A 17,853-nucleotide genomic window follows, 5' to 3' on the forward strand; every position below is an offset into this window, starting at 1 on the left:
GTTTAACCAAAGCGCGCATTGTAGACGCAATTAGCGAGAATAGAATAAGCGCCATTGAAACGTCGATACCCGTTGGGTACTCCGCTGAATACCCCGTTGCACACCCATTACACAGAAGGAGCACAGCATGTCGAACAGATATCGGATTGCCGTCATACCGGGCGACGGCATCGGCGTCGAAGTGATGCCGGAAGCGCTGCGCGTGCTGGACGTCGCGACGAAACGCTTCGGCATCGAACTCGAGTACCGGCATATCGAGTGGGCAAGCTGCGACTACTACGCGAAGCACGGCAAGATGATGCCCGACGACTGGAAAACGCAACTGCAATCGATGGACGCGATCCTGTTCGGCGCGGTCGGCTGGCCCGACACCGTGCCCGATCACATTTCGCTGTGGGGGTCGCTGCTGAAATTCCGCCGCGAATTCGATCAATACGTGAATCTGCGCCCCGCGCGTCTTTTCGCGGGCGTGCCGTCGCCGCTCGCGGGACGCAAAGCCGGCGACATCGACTTCTGGATCGTGCGCGAGAACACCGAGGGCGAGTATTCGTCGGTGGGCGGCGTGATGTTCGAAGGCACCGAGCGCGAATTCGTGCTGCAGGAATCGGTGTTCACACGGCACGGCAGCGAGCGCGTGCTGAAGTTCGCATTCGATCTCGCGCAGCGGCGCGAACGCAAGAAGATCACGGTCGCGACGAAGAGCAACGGCATCGCGATCAGCATGCCGTGGTGGGACAAATGCGCGGCCGGCATCGCCGCGCACTATCCGGACGTCGAATGGGACAAGCAGCACATCGACATCCTTTCCGCGCGCTTCGTGCTGAACCCGGACCGCTTCGACGTGGTGGTCGCGACCAACCTGTTCGGCGACATCCTTTCCGATCTCGGCCCTGCCTGTACCGGCACGATCGGCCTCGCGCCGTCGGGCAATCTGAATCCGGACCGCACGTTCCCGTCGCTGTTCGAACCGGTGCACGGCTCGGCACCCGACATCGCCGGCAAGCACATCGCCAATCCGATCGCGATGATCTGGTCGGCCGCGATGATGCTCGACTTCCTCGGCCGCTCCACCGGCAAGGAGCGCGAAGCGCACGACGCGATCCTGCGCGCGATCGAGGCGACGCTCGCCGAAGGCCCGCATACCGGCGACCTCGGCGGCAGCGCAAGCACGAGCGAGGTCGGCGCGGCGATTGCGGCGAAGCTCGCGTGACCTGACAGAGCGTGTTGCCTGGGGTTGCCAATCGAATGCGGATTGCAGCCTCGGCATGCGGATACGCTGCCCTTCGGGCAAAGCAAATTCGACTTCGCTGAAGCGATGCGCGTGTTCCATCACATCGATCATGCCGGGCAGATTCATTTGCCATGCGCACTAATGCGCATCGTGAGATAAAAAGCACCGCCGTCGCCTTCGCGCACACTCCGTTGAACCCGTTGAACATCCGCGCCGTCGATACCTGTGAATTCGACGTCAACGCGAAATAGATCGCCGCACGCGCACGCTGAAGCCGCGCATCCGCACCTCAGGTTCGGCCCGCTCGACGACTCCGGAATCAACCCCATCGCGAAGTCCCATCGCACCTTCGCGAGGCGCGTTTCTCATCTCGGGTAATCCCCCGTTGCCCGCTGCCATCAAATTACTTACAGTGGCGCGCGTTCGCGTGAAGAATCACCGTTCTTTATGCGAACAAAACGCCGATCCCGGCGACGCTCCCGCACGCGAACCGCAGCGGGTATGATTCATTGCCTAAGCCCAGCAGTTCGCCGCAGGTGCAGGCATCGTGCGCCGCTACCCGACGGCACACGGTCTTAAGAAAAAACGCCCGTTATGTCGGGCTTTTTCGCAGTCAGGAGACCATCATGAACCGCAGCACCGCTGTGAACGTTCAAACCTTTATCAACGAGCACCCGTTTTCGCCGTTCCAGTGGCTGATCTTCTTCATGTGCTTCATCATCGTCCTGCTGGACGGTTTTGACACCGCCGCGATCGGCTTCATCGCCCCCTCGCTCATCACCGAATGGGGCATCGACAAACCCGCGCTCGCGCCCGTGCTGAGCGCGGCGCTGTTCGGCCTCGCGTGCGGCGCGCTCGGTTCCGGCCCGCTGTCCGACCGCCTCGGCCGTCGCGGCATGCTGCTCGGCTCGGTGCTGCTGTTCGGGCTCGCGTGCCTCGCGTCGGCATTCTCGACCGGCATCGAGCAACTGACCGTGCTGCGCTTCATCACCGGCGTCGGCCTCGGCGCCGCGATGCCGAACGCCGTCACGATGATGGGCGAGTACTGCCCGGACAACCGCCGCGCCACCGTCATCAACCTGATGTTCTGCGGCTTTCCGCTCGGTGCGGCATTCGGCGGCTTCCTCGCCGCATGGATGATTCCGCATTTCGGCTGGCGCAGCGTCCTGCTGCTCGGCGGCGTCACGCCGCTCCTGCTGTCGGTCCTGCTGCTCACGAAGATGCCCGAGTCGGTGCGCTACATGGTCGCGAACCAGAAGCCGGTCGAGCGGATTCGCGCGGCACTCGCGCGCATTTCCGGCGACGCCGTGCAGGCGGGCGCATTCACGATGACCGAAACCGCGCCGCAAACCGGCGGCAAGGGTCTCGGCGTCGTGCTGTCGCGCTCGTACATCGTCGGCTCGGTGATGCTGTGGCTCGCGTATTTCATGGGCCTCGTGATCTTCTACGCGTCGATCAACTGGATGCCGATCCTGCTGAAAGACGCCGGCCTCACGCCGCAACGCGCAACGCTGATCTCCGCGCTGTTCCCGCTCGGCGGCGTCGGTGCGGTGCTGGCCGGCGTGCTGATGGACCGCTTCAACGCCAATCGCGTTATCGCGGTCTGCTATGCGCTGACCGCGCTCAGCGTGTACTTCATCGGCCAGGCAGCCGGCAACGTCGGCGCGCTCGTGCTGATCGTATTCATCGCCGGCGTGCTGATGAACACCGCGCAATCGTCGATGCCGGCACTCGCCGCCGCGTTCTATCCGACCGCGGGCCGCGGCACCGGCGTCGCGTGGATGCTCGGCGTGGGCCGCTTCGGCGGCATCGCGGGCTCGTTCCTCGTGGCCGAACTGACGCGCCGCCACTTCTCGTTCAGCGGCATCTTCGCGACGATCGCGGTTGCCGGTCTGTTGTCGTGTGTCGCGCTGCTGATCAAACAGGCAGCACGTCCGCAAGTAGCGGAGGCGAATGCGTCGAAGGCGGAATCATTCGGGCATTGAGTTTTTTCGGCGATGCGGCCCGATGATGGGCCGCGAGCCTGGTGGTTTTTCGAAGCCGCTCTGCGAATTGCAGAGCGGCTTTTTCTTTGGGGGTGTCGCAAGTCGAGGTGGGGTTCGGGGCGTGGAGCAATGGATATGTGATTGAGAGTTAGGACTCGATTCGCAACGCTTTGCAACACTTTTGATTGAGCCGACTTCTCGCCATCGGCACAAGGTTTGCGCGTTCTTCCTTCGTCAGTTCCAGACACGACTGTTTGTCCCCTCTTTGAGATTACGTTAGCTTCGGAAACCCTTCCAGCTACGCAGAAACCAGCAGGATGGTCATACTACAGCTTACGCCAGGATGTAAAAATAATTGCTGTGAAGAGGATCAATAACCGTCATTCAGGACACGCGCATCCTGCTTCTATTCATCGCGTCATCCCTATGCATCGCGGCGATCTGAACTGCCCCGGGAATCGTGAAGGCTGTTTGGTTTAAGTCGATACCTGCACTACAGCGGGATTGCTGAGTTGCCGATAGTAGTTATCCTGAGTTACAGGGGCAACTCCAGTCAGTCTCAATCAATCTGTGACTATTTTTAACTCTTATCAGAAGAGAAAAACAATACGGCATAGCCTTGGACTTCAAGGACGAGTTGTCCCCATCTCCCATTATCCACACTCAAAATAGATGGTAAGCACAGGTATTTTTCGCTCAAATTCTGACATGAACGAAGTGACGAGTACCGAGATTCACGGATCGATACCCCCGTGCACTTGCCGACGGTCGCAAATATCGACAAGCTATTAGAGTCGCCGAATTGCTAGCCGTTGTGCAACGAGTGTGCATCTGTGGCCACCGTCACACACCGTGATCTGTGTTGCGTCTGCGACGTTTACTCATCCAATTTCTGTAGCCGAAGAAGAAATGTCTGTATTCTGTACCTTTGCACTCAATAACCGTGAAACTTCGAGCCTCTATTGTTTGGGACTTAGGATGATCGAAGCCTATTCGGGTCATGGTAAGGGTCGAGACAATCCCAATGCAGTTTCGATCCCCATGACTGGAGCTATTCCGCCTGGCACGTACTTTATTGTTGACCGTCAATCGGGTGGAAGATTGGGATGGTTGCACGATCTGAGTGACACATACCTTGGTAGCACCGACCGAACAAAATGGTTCATGCTATGGAACGCTCACGGCGGCGATACCACAATGATTGACGGAATACGTCGTGGTAATTTTCGCCTTCACCCTGAAGGCCCGATGCGCGAAAGTGACGGCTGCATCACTGTGAAAAACGGCAACGACTTCGAACGACTGCAGCGCTACATTCGCTCTCACAAGCCGAATATCGCCATTCCGGGTAGCGATCATCTGAAAGCATACGGCCGCCTGGAAGTCCGATGAAACGTCTCACACTTATCGGCGGGTGTCTCGCCGGACTCGCGCTGTCCTGCCTGGGCGGCATGCAGCTAACCCGGTTCCTTCTGCAACACTTCACGTTCGACATACCATCGTGGCTTTCAGCAATCGTTCGGCACGCAATACGTTTGATATATGCCGACTACCAGCCCGACGCCCTCGACATTCAGGACACATGCATCCTGCTTCTCTTCATCGCGTCATCCCTATGCATCGCGGCGATCATCGCCCTGCTCAGCTTTATCGCGCGGCGTCGATTCGTCGCACGCAATAGGCTCAATCAACCCGATTGAACGCACCCCGCCGTCCGCCTAAAAGCGCGCCGCCCCACTTCCCGATACACTACGTCTTTCTTCACCCCATACGAACGCGGCAACGGCGATCACCGTCGCCGCGCCGTCGCCCGCCTCATCTCAGGATTCCGGTAATGAAACGCGTAGTCGTATCCGCGCTTGTCGCGCTGTGTGTGGCACAGCCGGCCGCTCAGGCCGTCGCGCAGACCGTCAGCGATCAATGCTTCGCGCTCGGCGATATCGCCGGCCAGGTCGCCTCGTGGCGCGCGCACAAAAAGACCCAGGCTCAGGCGCTCAAGCAGGCCGCCTATTACTACAAAGACCCGTCCGATCGCGAGGCCGTCAACGCGATCATCGCCAAGATCTACGCCCCCGACGCGCCGCACATGACGCCCGATCAGGCGAGCATGGCGTTCACGTCGGAGTGCGCGAACCGGCACAAGGGACAGCCCTCATCCACGCAGTGATGCCCGTGTTCCCCCCGATGTGGTGCGGTGTTTCGCGAGCGGAGACGCTCATGCCCGCCTATTCGACGATGTTGAAATCGGCGAGGTACTTGCCCGCTCAGCGTGATGCCGCCGATGCGATTTCTCGCCTCGTCGAAGATTTATCCACGGCCCATGGACTACATCCTCAAAATATATAACTTCCGGAGACCCAACCATCCGGTAACACAGAAAGACATGAAGATCCGCCCATTGGCCCTGAGCCTGCTGCTCACCGCCGCGCATGCCACGGCATCGGCACGCGCGATTACCACAGCGGATGAAGCCGCGGACAAAGCCGCAAGCGTTACCCAGACCCATCACCTATCAACCCACACCACACAATGCCTGCTATTCGACGTGTCGGACAGCAAGCGCTATTTCATCGTCGGTGTTCACGAAAAACACTCGCGCGAATGTGGCGGCGATCCCGATACTGCACCTGCGCTTTTCTTCATGAAGATACGCAAGCGCGATGGCTACATCGTCACGAACCGTAGCGACGGCGAGCACTTCAAACCGCTTACGCCCAATACCCACGCGCCATAGCACCCGCCGCAACAACACCGGTTATCCTTCCCCACTGGAGACAGGAATACCGACATGAACCTCAGAGCCCTGCAATGCTTCGTGATTCTCGCTGAAGAACTCAATTTCAGCCGTGCCGCCGAGCGCCTGCATATCGCGCAACCCGCACTGAGCCAGCAGATCCGCTCGCTCGAAGAGAGGCTCGGCACGCAACTCGTCGACCGCGCGCGGCGGCCGTTGATGCTGACCGAAGCGGGACACTATCTGTGCACCGAAGCGCGCCAGCTACTCGGCTCGCTGGACCAGATGACGCTCGCCACGCAGGAAATCGGCATTGGCCGGCGCGGCTGGCTCAGCATCGGCTTCACGCGTTCGTCGATGTATAGCGTGCTGCCGCCCGCGCTGAAGCAATTCCACACGGCATATCCGCAAGTCGAACTCAAGCTCTTCGAAATGCTCACCGAGGAGCAAACCGATGCCTTGCGCGACATGCGCATTCATATCGGCATCGGCCGCCAGCCGCTGACCGTGGAAGGCTGCACGTCGTATTCGCTGCTGCGCGAGCGGGTCATGGTCGCACTCGAAGCGGGACATCCGCTCGCCGCGCGCAAAACCGTGCGGATTGCCGATCTCGCCGATACGCCATTGATTCTCTACCCCAAGCATCAGACCGCACAGTTCAAGCACTCGGTGCAATCGCTCTATCGCGATGCCGGCGTAACGCCGCTTGTCGCCCATGAGGCTTACGAAATACAAACGGCCATTGCACTCGTCGCGGCCGGCCTCGGCGTAACGTTCATCGGCGAATCGGTAGCGCGGCACGGACGCACCGACGTGATCTTCCGCCATTTGTCCGGCCCCGGCTCGGCGTACCGCTCCACGCTCGCGGCCACCTTTCGCAGCGACGACACCTCGCCGCATCTGTGCGCCTTTCTCGGCTGCTTGCCGCCACCGCTCGCCGACCCGACACTATAAGCAAAAGCCTATACAAGCATAAGCAAGCACTCTTGGACTCCTGATCGATGCGTTTCTATCATTGGCGAAAGCCATTGCTTGAACACATACGACAAACGCAACGACGGCCGCGCCCGCCGTTGCATGGCAGGAGACAGCATGACCGCATTCGACGAAACCGCAACGATGCGCAAAGTGTATGGGCGATTGATGCCCCTGCTCTTCGCGATGATGTTCGTCAACTATCTGGACCGGATCAATATCGGTTTCGCCGCGCTCGACATGAACAAGCAGCTGGGCTTCAGCCCGGCCGTGTTCGGCTTTGCGGGCAGTATTTTCTTTGTCGGCTATATGCTGCTCGAAGTGCCGAGCAACCTGCTTTTGCATCGCGTCGGCGCGCGCATCTGGATTGCGCGCATTCTGCTGACATGGGGCGCGGTGGCCGCCGCTACGGCGTTCGTATTCAACGACGTCAGCTTCTACGTGTTGCGTTTTCTGCTCGGCGTCATGGAAGCCGGCTTTCTGCCCGGCGTCGCCGTTTACCTGTCCCAATGGTTTCCGGTGCGTTATCGGGCGCGCGCGGTCGGCGGCTATATCGTCGCGGGCTCGTTTTCCGCCGTGCTGGGCGGGCCCATTTCGACCCTGCTGATGACCTACGCGAACGGTATTTGGGGTCTCGCGGGCTGGCAATGGATGTTCATTCTCGAAGGCGTGCCTGCGATGCTCCTGGGTCTCGTCACGCTGCGCATCATGACCGAGCGCCCCGCGGATGCCGACTGGCTCTCCAGCGAGGAAAAGAACTGGCTCGAATCGACGCTCGCGGCGGAACGCGCAGCGCTCGGCGGTAACCGGCATTTTCCGCTGCTGCGCGTGGCGAGCGACATCCGCGTCTGGAGTCTCGCCTGTCTGTTCGGTTGCGCCCTGGTCGGCATTTATGGGCTCTTCCTCTGGCTGCCGCAAATCGTCAAGAGCCTTGGCGATTTGAGCAATATCGAAGTCGGCTTTCTGTCGGCCGCCCCGCCGCTGCTCGGTGTATTAGGCACGCTCATCATCAGCCGCAGTTCCGATCGCACGGGCGACCGCAAGAAACATCTCGCGTTCGTGTATGGCATGAGTGCGCTCGCCATCGCCGGCAGCGCCTATGCACCGAGCCCCGCGATCGCTTATGCGCTGCTGTGCGTGACCGGCCTCTTCATCTATGCGGGCAATCCGCTGTTCTGGAGTCTCGCGTCGTCGTTCCGAACCGGCGCGGCGGGCGCGGCAACCATCGCGCTCATCAACACGATCGCGCAATTCGGCGGCCTCGTCGGACCGTGGAGCATCGGAATCGTGCGTAACGCGACCGGCAATTTCAAGCTCGCCTTGCTGACGATCGCGGCGTTTCTCGTCGTCGCGACGATCATCGCCCTCGTGATGCGCGTGACACCGGCCGACGACGAAGACGCATCGCTCGCGGCCGGCAATGCCGCGCCGTGAACCTGAATCGCCTCTGAATCGCACGCAACCGCAAAGGTACTGCCCACTATGATTATCGATTGCCACGGTCATTACACGACCTCTCCGCCGCAACACGAAGCGTGGCGCGCGCAGCAGATCGCTGCGCTCAAGGACGGCGCCGCGCCGCCGCCCCGGCCGTTTATCGGCGACGACGAGATTCGAGAAAGCATCGAAAACGGCCAATTGCGCGTGCAACGCGAACGCGGCACCGATCTAACGATTTTCTCGCCGCGCGCGGCGGGCATGGGCCATCATCTCGCCGGCGCCGAAGCGAACGCGCAGTGGTCGAGCGAATGCAACGATCTCGTGCATCGCGTCTGCGAACTGTTCCCGCGTCACTTCGTCGGCGTGTGCCAGTTGCCACAAACACCGGATGTATCGCCGCTGAACTGCGTCGGCGAATTGCGGCGCTGCGTCGAGGAACTCGGCTTTATCGGCTGCAATCTGAACCCCGATCCGTCAGGCGGACACTGGAGCGGCCTGCCACTCACGGACCGCCACTGGTATCCGCTTTACGAAGCGATGGTGGACCTCGACGTGCCGGCGATGATTCACGTATCGTCGTCATGCAATCCGAATTTCCATGCCACCGGCGCGCATTACCTCAATGGCGATACGTCGGCATTCATGCAATTGCTGCAAGGCGATCTGTTCGCGGACTTCCCCACGCTGCGCTTCGTCATTCCGCACGGCGGCGGCGCTGTGCCCTATCACTGGGGGCGTTATCGCGGACTCGCTCAGGACATGAAACGACCATTGCTCGAAGAGCATCTGCTGAAGAACGTGTTCTTCGATACCTGCGTGTACCACCAGCCCGGTGCCGAATTGCTCGCGAAGGTGATTCCGGTCGAGAACATTCTGTTTGCGTCGGAAACGATCGGCGCGGTGCAAGGCATCGATCCGCGCACGGGCCACTACTATGACGATACGCGCCGCTATATCGATGCGATCGAATGGCTCAGCGACGCCGACCGGCAACGTATTTACGAAGACAACGCGTGCAGTGTGTATGCACGGCTGTCGCGGCAACTCGATCGACAATTTCAACCATTCGCAGCACAGGGAGCAAGCGCATGAATCCAGCAGGATGGCGAGAATACGAATGCGCGCCGCAAGCGAGTCCGGCCACGCTCGCGGCTTTGCGCGAACTCGCGGTATCGCTGCTCAGCGACAACATGGCGCGCGCGAGCGGCGCGATCGGCTTGCGGCCGTTTCATCGGCCAAAGCCGCTGGCCGGCACGGCGCTCACGATCCATACCCGCCCCGGCGATAATCTCGCGATTCACCGTGCGTTCGAGTTCTGCCGGCCCGGCGACGTGCTCGTTATCGACGGCGCCGGCGATCTCACGCAGGCGCTGATGGGCGAAATCATGGCGACGTACGCGGAAAGCCTCGGCGTGCAGGGTCTCGTGATTGACGGCGCGATTCGTGACGTCGGCGCGCTGCGGCAACGCGACTTTCCGGTGTACGCGCGCGGCGTCACGCATCGCGGTCCCTACAAGAACGGCCCCGGAGAAATCAACGTGCCGGTCACGATAGGTGGCATGGTGGTGCATCCAGGCGATATCATTGTCGGTGACGAAGACGGCCTGCTTGCCATTTCGCCCGCCGACGTCGACGCCGTCATCGAAGGCGCGCGACAACAGCAGGCGAAAGAAACGGCCGCACTCGCGTCGATTGCGAACGGTACTTTCGACCGCGCATGGGTCGCCGCGCAACGGGACCGGATGATGACCGGATCATGAACCACCTGCCAATCACCACATGGTGCAACAACTGAACGCCGCCACCCTGCTCGCCCTCGCGCGCGCCGCGCAACAACAGCCGCGCGCCGGCGAGCCTTGCGAATGCACCCGTACGCCGCTCGACGGCTGGCAATCGCAGCCGCTCTCTCTCGACGAAACGCTATTCGAGGAAGTCGGCACGCTGATGCCGGAAGACGATCCCGAGCCGACCTTCAGCGAGTACCTGCCGAATAAAACCACTTACTGGTCCGCAGACGCGCCTATCGCCCCGCGCTATTTCCCGTACAACCGCTGCGGTGTGTGGCAATGCTCGTTGTGCGCGCGTCTTTATCTACGCTATGTCGAAGGCGGCGGGTACTTTGTCGACCGCAGGATTCGCGTGGTCAAGGCCGAATTAATCGAGGACGTGCCGCTTTCCGCATGACACGCTTCTCCCGCCTCCCGCCTACCGACTAGGGCGTTCTGCCCTGGCTGCTCGCCCGCGGTGAAAACCCGGGCGCGGCGTGCAGCTTCTCCCAGTTCAGCCCCATAAAACAGGGCCCTTGCGTGGTCTCGCTGAACTTCACGTCGTTGTGCTCGCCGTTCCACTCCATGACCTGCACGCGATCGTCGGCATCGACGGTCACATCCCATCCGACGCAACGCGCAAACGGAATCTTTCCGTGCAGTCTCAACACGGTCGCGACGCACTGCGCAAATTCAGGCAGCTTCATGCCCGCAAAACGCACACCCGAATCCGGATGCGCGTCGACTGCGCCCCAGTCGCCCAGATAACCTTCGTCGCACAACTCGCCCGTTTCGATTTTGACGGGCACGCAGACTTCGCGATCGATCAGGATATGCGTATCGTCCGCTCTTCCAAGCCGCAGGAAAGCCGCGCGAAGCGAAATACGGCCGGCATCGTCCACCACGGTGGTCAGACGCAACGTTGCCACCGGTTTCGATGCGAACGCCTTGAATAGCCGGTGCTGAATGATGAACTTCTGGATCACGCCATTGCCGAGCGAGCGGATGACCTCGGGGTCGAAATTCGTCCTGTCGAAGATATGCACGCCATTGCCCTGCATCGATCCATCGAGCTTGAAGACCACGCGCTCGGTGTGCTCGAAGATAATATCCTTCAATTCGTGCGCCGGCACGACCACGCTTTGGTCCGTGAAAAACAGGCCATTGACGTAATACGCGAGGTCCGGCAATACGTCGCCGCCGAAGATCAGCTGCGATATCGGCTTCAGGTTCGAAATCTTGCCGTACCCGCCCTTCATATACGGCATCACCACGGTCGCATAGTAGTTGTCGGGAATCCAGCCTTCCTTGAACGCGCCGTTGAATGCCGTGTAGACACGCAGCCACGGCGCGTAGATCGCGTCGCCGAACACGTCGCTCGCATAGGCGTCCGCGAGCTTCAGGTTCGCCGGATCGGCGCGGCCGTACTTTTCTTCGAGTAGCTGCAATACCCGTTTCGCCTGCGCGGCATGGTCGAGGTGAAAACGGTATTGCGCGACCCGCTTCGCGGATCGCCTCACTACACTCTCAACGTCGGATAGCATCACGTTATGTCCGCCAATGTCCGGGTGTTGTTCCTACCTATTATTCCCACCCGTTATCTCGCCCAGTGCCCTGTATTGACCGCTCATGCCGAGCGCTCAATACGCGTTCGAATGATGAAGTCCCTTGAAAATCGTCGCCAGAATGATCCTGACGTCGAGCCAGAACGACCAGTTCCTCAGGTAGTACAGATCGTGCGCGACGCGGCCTTCCATTTTTTCGAGCCGATCCGTTTCACCACGAAAGCCGTTGATCTGCGCCCAGCCGGTAATGCCGGGCTTGATCCGATAGCGATGAATGTAGCCGGACACGATGTTCTGATAGAGATCGTCGTGTTCGAGCGCATGAGGACGCGGCCCCACTACGGACATATCGCCGCGCAATACGTTGAAGAACTGCGGCAGTTCATCAAGACTGGTCCGGCGCAGGAAAGCACCCACCGCCGTAATGCGCGGATCGCCACGCGTGGCCTGTTCGAGCACACCGGCCTTCTGCTCATGCAAGCGCATCGTGCGGAACTTGTAGATCGTAAAGACACGCCCGTCCGCGCCTTTGCGGCGTTGCCTGAAAAACACCGGTCCATGCGAACTCAGTTTGACCGCAATTGCGCAGCCAAGCAGAATCGGCGAAACCGCAATCAATGCAAAGAGCGCAAAGAGACGATCGAACAGGTCTTTCTGCACCAGCGCATTCGGCGGCAACGGCGACGCGGCAAGATTGATCGTCGGCAGACCGAGCAGATCGGTCATGCTGCCTTCGAAAAGCGCGAGCGTGCGCACGTCGGGCATGAAGCGGATATTGATCAGATCGTTACGAAACTCCGCGACGAGCCGGAGAATCGCGCGCTCTTCCGAAAGCGGCAGTGCAAGCCATACTTCGCCAATGTTCTGCTCGCGCACGTAGCGGGCAAACGCCTCATGCCGTTCGAACACGCGCACGGACGAGCCCGTCGGGAGCCCGCAACCGGCGCTCAGGTTATAGAGCGCATTCGCGCGAAACCCGGCGGCCGGCGACTGCTCTATCTTGCGGATGATTTCGTCGCAATGATCTCCGCAGGCGGCCACCGCGACCTGCTGCAAGTTCATTCCCGCCACGCGCACGTGGCCGAGCAGCGCATGCGTCAGCATGCGGCCCGCCATCATCGCGGCCCCGGAAATACCGGTCCAGTACGCGAACCAGAGCCGCGACACCAGATCGATCCGGTGCAGCGAGAACATCAGCACCATCGCGCAGGCCTGCACGACGAGCCAGCTCAACGCGATATGTCCGGCCAGTGCTCTCTTCGAGCGGCCGCGCCATGAGTCATAGACGCCGAGCGCCGGAAACACGGCAAGAGAAAACGCTGCGGCAAACGCGACGAACGCAAAGTAGAAACTCCGTTGCGAGCCGTCGTCGAAGCGAATCTGCGAGGCCGCGAAAGCGCCCGCAACGATCATCGCCACGTCGAAACATCTCGCCAGTAGACCAGTCAGCAATCGCATTGCAGCCTCCTGAGGGTGCGGTTCCGTTCGACTCCAGCGCATTAGCCGCAACGCCCATACTTGTCGTCGAAGCGGACGATGTCGTCTTCGCCGAGATAGGTACCGGACTGAACCTCGATAATCTGCAGCGGCACGCGGCCCGGATTTTCGAGCCGATGACGAATACCGAGCGGAATATAGGTCGACTCGTTTTCGCCGAGCAGAAACTGCTCGTCTCCGCGCGTGACCAATGCCGTTCCGCTCACCACCACCCAGTGCTCCGCGCGATGATGGTGCATTTGCAGCGACAGACGCGCCCCCGGGCTGACGACGATGCGCTTCACCTGAAAGCGCTCGCCTTGATCGATGGAATCGTAAAAGCCCCATGGACGACGGACTTTTCTGTGCGTGTCCGCTTCCGGCGACTTCTCACGCCGGATACGCGACACAAGCTCCTTGACGTCCTGCACGTGCGCGCGATCCGCGACGAGCACCGCGTCGTCGGTTTCGATCACGACCAGGTTGTCCGTGCCGACACAGGCGACCAGCCGGCCGCCCTGGGAGCGCGCATAGGTCGCGGTCGCGCCTTCGAACAGCACGCGGCCATTCGAAGCGTTGCCGCATTCGTCCTTCTCCATCGCTTGCCATACCGCATCCCACGAGCCGAGATCGGACCAGCCCGCTTCGAGCGGCACCACGACACCGGTGAATGTCGAGCCGGGCTTGCCGAGTTGCTCCATCACCGCGTAATCGATCGAATCGGCGGGCGAGCGCAAGAACTCGGCCGCTTCCGGCATCAGGCATTCGTCGGTCTGTTTGGCATTGCGATAGGCCTGCACGCAGGCGGCATGCATTTCCGGCTGGCATTGCCCGATGACCTTGAGCCAGATCGAAGCACGCACGACGAAAATACCGCTATTCCACCAGTAATTGCCGGAGCCGACATACTGCGCCGCAAGTTCCACCGCAGGCTTCTCGACGAATCGTTCGATATGGCGCGCGCCATCCTTCAGGGCACCGCCGAGACGGATATAGCCGAACCCCGTATCGGGACGCTCAGGCGGCACACCGAGCGTGACGATGGCGCCCTCCTGCGCGTGAGTCGCCGCGATGCCAATCGCGTGGTGAAGCGCATCGAGATTCGCTATGGCATGGTCCGCGGGCATGGCGACCAGAATCGCGTCCTCGTTGTCGGCGCATGCGGCCAGTGCCGCGAGCGTCAGTGCGGGCGCGGTGTCGCGCCGCGCGGGTTCGACCACGATGCGTGCATTCACGCCGATTTCGCGCGCCTGCTCGCACGTAGCGAAATAATGCTCGGCACCACAAACGATTACCGGATCGTCCGCGACATCCCATGCGCCCTCGAAGCCGGCCATGCGTCCCATCGTGGCCTGCAGCAAGGTCTGATTGCCGATCACATCGATCAACTGCTTCGGAAACTGTTCTCGCGACACAGGCCACAGCCGCGTGCCCGAACCGCCGGCCAGAATCACCGGCACGAGAGGCGGAATATCGACCTCGTGCTGCAGCGTCGCATCGGTATCTCTTGTAGCTGCCACCGCGCCAACCTTACTCATCTGTAACTCCTCGCCATCGAAGCCGGCTCGCGCACGATTCTCTGTCGACGCCAACGCCTGACGCGCTGCGACGTGAATCGTCTCGATGCCTTCTTGTGTGATTAATGACAGGACGTCCGCGTCGGACAGACCCGACCAGCCGCTCAGTTCGCAGTGAAAGACAGATGCCGGTATGGAGTCCGGCTCGTTCGGGAAATACGCAGAACCGCGTGGCCGGATCGCTGCCGTCTGTTCGACGACGACCGGATAACGAAAAAACCGAAAGAACAAGTGAGGCAACGATGTTCACGATACTGATCGCGACATTCGCGACACATCGCGCCCCGATGTGTCCCATCATAGTCAGCCGATACTGAAATAAGCCGTTCTGGCGCGAACCGTGGAAGTTTTGGCTCTGGCTGCGGTCTCCGATTGCGAGGAATACGAACGAGCTTGCATTCCTGTTGCAGACAGCACGCTGAAGATTGGAAATCATCACCTACACGTGCTACCGTTCAGATGAACGTCTCGACACATTCGTGTCAAAGTTCATGTCAAAGACGGACACCTATCGTGTCTTTCGCCGGTGCAACGCCAGCATCCTGCTTCATGTTCACGCCGTCATCCAGCGTATCGCCAGCTCATCGAACGGCGCGCTACTGTTTTCCGGAGTTGCAATGGCCTATATCTCACTGCTCGCACTTTTTCTGACCGTCACCAATTTCGTGCCGATCAGTGCAATTGGCTTCGTGCCCCTTATCTTCTGCTCATGGCGCTTCTATGGGCGTAGCTATCCTGCGTTTATGGCACCGTTTACCGCGTTCACGCTTTTCGTCATTGCCTCGACGCTGCTTTACGATCCGCGGTCCTTTCTGGAGTTCGATTTTTACCGCCGCGACGGCAATTTCTTCATTTCGTATGCACCCATTTTTGCCGGTTGTCTGTATGCGCACCGTTGGGATCTGAACAAAGTACTGCGCACGTTCTTCACGTTCGCGGTTCTCATCAATCTGCCGCTCTACGCTTACTACATTGTCGAAAACGGCCTGATCGGCATTTTCACGCATCCCGCCGATACGTTCGGCAGCTACTTCATCGCCCGTAATGCGGCTGGCGGCTTCTTCGCCATGCTGTTCTGCCTCGGTGTCGCGTGCTACCTGCAAAAGCGCAGCAAGCTGCTCGTCGCGCTGCTCGCCTGCAATGCGCTCATGCTGTTTTCCACCTACAGCCGGGGCTCGCTGCTCGGTGCGGCAGCGATCCTTCCGTATCTGTACTTTGGCCGCAAACGCTGGATTCTGGCTTCGCTGGTCGCCGCCATGCTGGCCGGTTCGCTCGCGATGGCGATCCACCATACCGATCCGACCGTCGATTACATGGGCTACACGTTCTCGATCCACAATCAGGACGAAAAGGTCGCCAATCTGGACATTCGCTACGAATGGCTGTGGCCGCGCGCACTCGCCTATTTCGAACAGAGCCCGATTGTCGGTCTCGGCTTCGGCTCGTTCGACGACCATATCGGCAGCGTCGCCTCGTACTTTCATCTACTCGGCGTTCCGTCCGACGTCATCATCGAACATAGCGACTCCCACGCCCACAACTCTTATCTGAACATCCTCGCCGAACTCGGCGTGGTGGGCCTGACGCTGATACTGGCGTTCTACTGGAAGCTGGTCGAGTGGAGCAAACAGGGCGCGGCGTTCGCGGCCCTTGTCGATGGCGGGCGTAATTTCGCGGCTTTCCGCTTCGTCGAAATATCGTCGGTGTGCCTGCTCGTGATGTCGGCCACCGAACATCGGCTGGTGTCGCCGTCGAATGTTCTGATTCTTTCTCTGGTGATCTCACTGCTGCTTGCGGCACGCCCGCTCACTGCTTCCGTGTTCGCGTTCGATCCGCGTACGCGCCGCAGGGCGAGCGTCGTGCAGCAACGCCCGGCTCAATCTCAGGGCGTAGTAACGTCGGCGAGGTCGGCGAGATGACGTTCTTCGACGGGGCGCGGCGCGCTCGGTGCAGGTGGCAAAGCCTGTTCGACACAGGCACCCGGAAGCCGCGACTCGACAAAACCCTTGAGCGATTTCTTGAAGTTCTCCGATGAGAAACGCTCGGCGTTCCTGCGGCACCGACGAGGGTCGAATACGCCCGCGTTGTCTTCAAACCGGCTGACCGCTTCGAGCAACGATTCCACCGTTTGTGCGTTGAAGAACACGCCGGTGGCCCGCTCGAGCGGCAAGCCCACCACCGATTCGAGTGCTCCGCCCCGGCCGAATGCGATAACCGGTGTACCGCATGCCTGTGCTTCCACGACGGAAATACCGAAGTCTTCCTCGGCCGCGAACACGAATGCGCGAGCGCGCTGCAAATGGTCGATCAGAACATCGGATGGCTGATGGCCGAGAATCTCCACGTTTTCTCCGGCCACAGCCTTGATCTTCTTCATCTCGGGGCCATCGCCGATCACGACGAGCCTGCGCTCGGGCGTTTGCGAAAACGCCTGCACGATCAGATCGATGCGCTTGTAAGGCACCATGCGCGAAGCCGTGACGTAGAAGTCGTCCTTCTGCATGCGAACCTTCATATTGGCGAGATCGACCGGTGGATAAATGACCGTGGCATCGCGCTGATAGGCCTTTCTGATTCGCCGCGCAATGAACTGCGAATTGGCGACGAGATAATCGACGCCGTTCGCGGAACGCGAATCCCAGCCGCGAATGTAATGCAGCAGCACGCGCGCCAGCATCGAGCGAACGCCCGTGTCGAGGTGCGATTCACGCAGATACTGGTGCTGCAAATCCCACGCGTAGCGGATCGGCGAATGGACGTAGCTGATATGCACCTGGTTCGGTCCGGTCAACACGCCCTTTGCCACCGCGTGCGAACTCGAAATCACGAGATCGTAGCCGGACAGATCGACCTGCTCGATCGCGAGCGGCATCAGCGGCAGATAAGCGCGGTAACGTCTCTTCGCGAACGGCATTCTCTGGATAAACGACGTGTTGACCGATTTCCCCTTTACGCACTCGCGGTCTTCGAGAAAATCGACAATCGAGAAGATGTCCGCATTCGGGAAGCACTCGATGATGTTCTTCAATACTTTCTCGGCGCCGCCCGAGACCACCAGCCAATCGTGAACAATAGCGACTTTCACTTCGACCTCCTGTGACTTT

16 protein-coding genes are annotated in these 17,853 nt (G+C 60.3%); 12 read left to right on the forward strand and 4 right to left on the reverse strand.

The window, feature by feature from the left end:
- The first annotated feature begins 127 nt into the window (after positions 1-127).
- The 11 genes from G3N58_RS24635 to G3N58_RS24685 all read left to right on the forward strand — a co-directional run bounded on the left by G3N58_RS24635 (position 128) and on the right by G3N58_RS24685 (position 10,549).
- Positions 128-1,210 carry a tartrate dehydrogenase gene (locus G3N58_RS24635; RefSeq protein ID WP_167039575.1) on the forward strand — a complete coding sequence of 361 codons (1,083 nt, stop codon included), beginning with the start codon at positions 128-130 and terminating at the stop codon, positions 1,208-1,210.
- Positions 1,211-1,857: 647 nt separating this feature from the next.
- Positions 1,858-3,216, forward strand: coding sequence for an MFS transporter (locus G3N58_RS24640; protein ID WP_205988676.1), 1,359 nt, complete (start codon positions 1,858-1,860; stop codon positions 3,214-3,216).
- 978 nt (positions 3,217-4,194) lie between these two features.
- Positions 4,195-4,608: a DUF2778 domain-containing protein gene (locus G3N58_RS24645; protein WP_345889903.1), complete on the forward strand. Its 414-nt coding sequence runs from the start codon at positions 4,195-4,197 to the stop codon at positions 4,606-4,608.
- On the forward strand, positions 4,605-4,916 hold the full coding sequence (locus G3N58_RS24650) for a hypothetical protein (RefSeq protein ID WP_167284323.1): 312 nt from the start codon (positions 4,605-4,607) through the stop codon (positions 4,914-4,916). The genes G3N58_RS24645 and G3N58_RS24650 overlap by 4 nt, the downstream gene beginning before the upstream one ends.
- Positions 4,917-5,050: 134 nt before the next feature.
- Positions 5,051-5,383: a hypothetical protein gene (locus G3N58_RS24655; RefSeq protein ID WP_167284324.1), complete on the forward strand. Its 333-nt coding sequence runs from the start codon at positions 5,051-5,053 to the stop codon at positions 5,381-5,383.
- A 153-nt stretch (positions 5,384-5,536) separates the two neighbouring features.
- Positions 5,537-5,950: a hypothetical protein gene (locus G3N58_RS24660; protein ID WP_206000439.1), complete on the forward strand. Its 414-nt coding sequence runs from the start codon at positions 5,537-5,539 to the stop codon at positions 5,948-5,950.
- Positions 5,951-6,004: 54 nt separating this feature from the next.
- Positions 6,005-6,904 carry a LysR family transcriptional regulator gene (locus G3N58_RS24665; protein ID WP_167039563.1) on the forward strand — a complete coding sequence of 300 codons (900 nt, stop codon included), beginning with the start codon at positions 6,005-6,007 and terminating at the stop codon, positions 6,902-6,904.
- A 138-nt stretch (positions 6,905-7,042) separates the two neighbouring features.
- On the forward strand, positions 7,043-8,359 hold the full coding sequence (locus G3N58_RS24670; RefSeq protein WP_206000440.1) for an MFS transporter: 1,317 nt from the start codon (positions 7,043-7,045) through the stop codon (positions 8,357-8,359).
- 48 nt (positions 8,360-8,407) lie between these two features.
- A complete protein-coding gene (locus G3N58_RS24675) occupies positions 8,408-9,457 on the forward strand; it encodes an amidohydrolase family protein (protein WP_206000441.1) in 1,050 nt (349 codons plus the stop codon).
- Positions 9,454-10,125, forward strand: coding sequence for an RraA family protein (locus tag G3N58_RS24680; RefSeq protein ID WP_206000442.1), 672 nt, complete (start codon positions 9,454-9,456; stop codon positions 10,123-10,125). Before G3N58_RS24675 ends, G3N58_RS24680 begins: the two co-directional genes overlap by 4 nt.
- A gap of 19 nt (positions 10,126-10,144) precedes the next feature.
- The gene (locus tag G3N58_RS24685; RefSeq protein ID WP_206000443.1) at positions 10,145-10,549 is read left to right on the forward strand and encodes a hypothetical protein; all 405 of its coding nucleotides are present in this window, start codon (positions 10,145-10,147) and stop codon (positions 10,547-10,549) included.
- 28 nt (positions 10,550-10,577) lie between these two features.
- Here G3N58_RS24685 and G3N58_RS24690 read toward each other — a convergent pair whose 3' ends face one another.
- The 3 genes from G3N58_RS24690 to G3N58_RS24700 form a co-directional block, all read right to left on the reverse strand.
- On the reverse strand, positions 10,578-11,675 hold the full coding sequence (locus tag G3N58_RS24690) for a sugar-transfer associated ATP-grasp domain-containing protein (protein WP_206000444.1): 1,098 nt from the start codon (positions 11,673-11,675) through the stop codon (positions 10,578-10,580).
- A 96-nt stretch (positions 11,676-11,771) separates the two neighbouring features.
- Entirely contained in the window at positions 11,772-13,154 is a 1,383-nt protein-coding gene (locus tag G3N58_RS24695) for an undecaprenyl-phosphate glucose phosphotransferase (protein WP_206000445.1), read from the reverse strand.
- Positions 13,155-13,195: 41 nt separating this feature from the next.
- Complete coding sequence (locus G3N58_RS24700; protein WP_167039552.1) at positions 13,196-14,710, reverse strand: mannose-1-phosphate guanylyltransferase/mannose-6-phosphate isomerase; 1,515 nt, start codon at positions 14,708-14,710, stop codon at positions 13,196-13,198.
- 656 nt (positions 14,711-15,366) lie between these two features.
- On the opposite strand from G3N58_RS24700, the gene G3N58_RS24705 reads away from it, so the two are divergent.
- Positions 15,367-16,668, forward strand: a complete 1,302-nt coding sequence (locus tag G3N58_RS24705; protein WP_167039550.1) for an O-antigen ligase family protein — start codon at positions 15,367-15,369, stop codon at positions 16,666-16,668.
- Here the strand turns inward: G3N58_RS24705 and G3N58_RS24710 are convergent.
- The gene (locus tag G3N58_RS24710; RefSeq protein WP_167039548.1) at positions 16,632-17,834 is read right to left on the reverse strand and encodes a glycosyltransferase family 4 protein; all 1,203 of its coding nucleotides are present in this window, start codon (positions 17,832-17,834) and stop codon (positions 16,632-16,634) included. The genes G3N58_RS24705 and G3N58_RS24710 overlap by 37 nt on opposite strands.
- Positions 17,835-17,853 lie beyond the last annotated feature (19 nt).

It is taken from the genome of Paraburkholderia sp. Ac-20342, assembly GCF_017104985.1.
GTDB lineage: Bacteria > Pseudomonadota > Gammaproteobacteria > Burkholderiales > Burkholderiaceae > Paraburkholderia.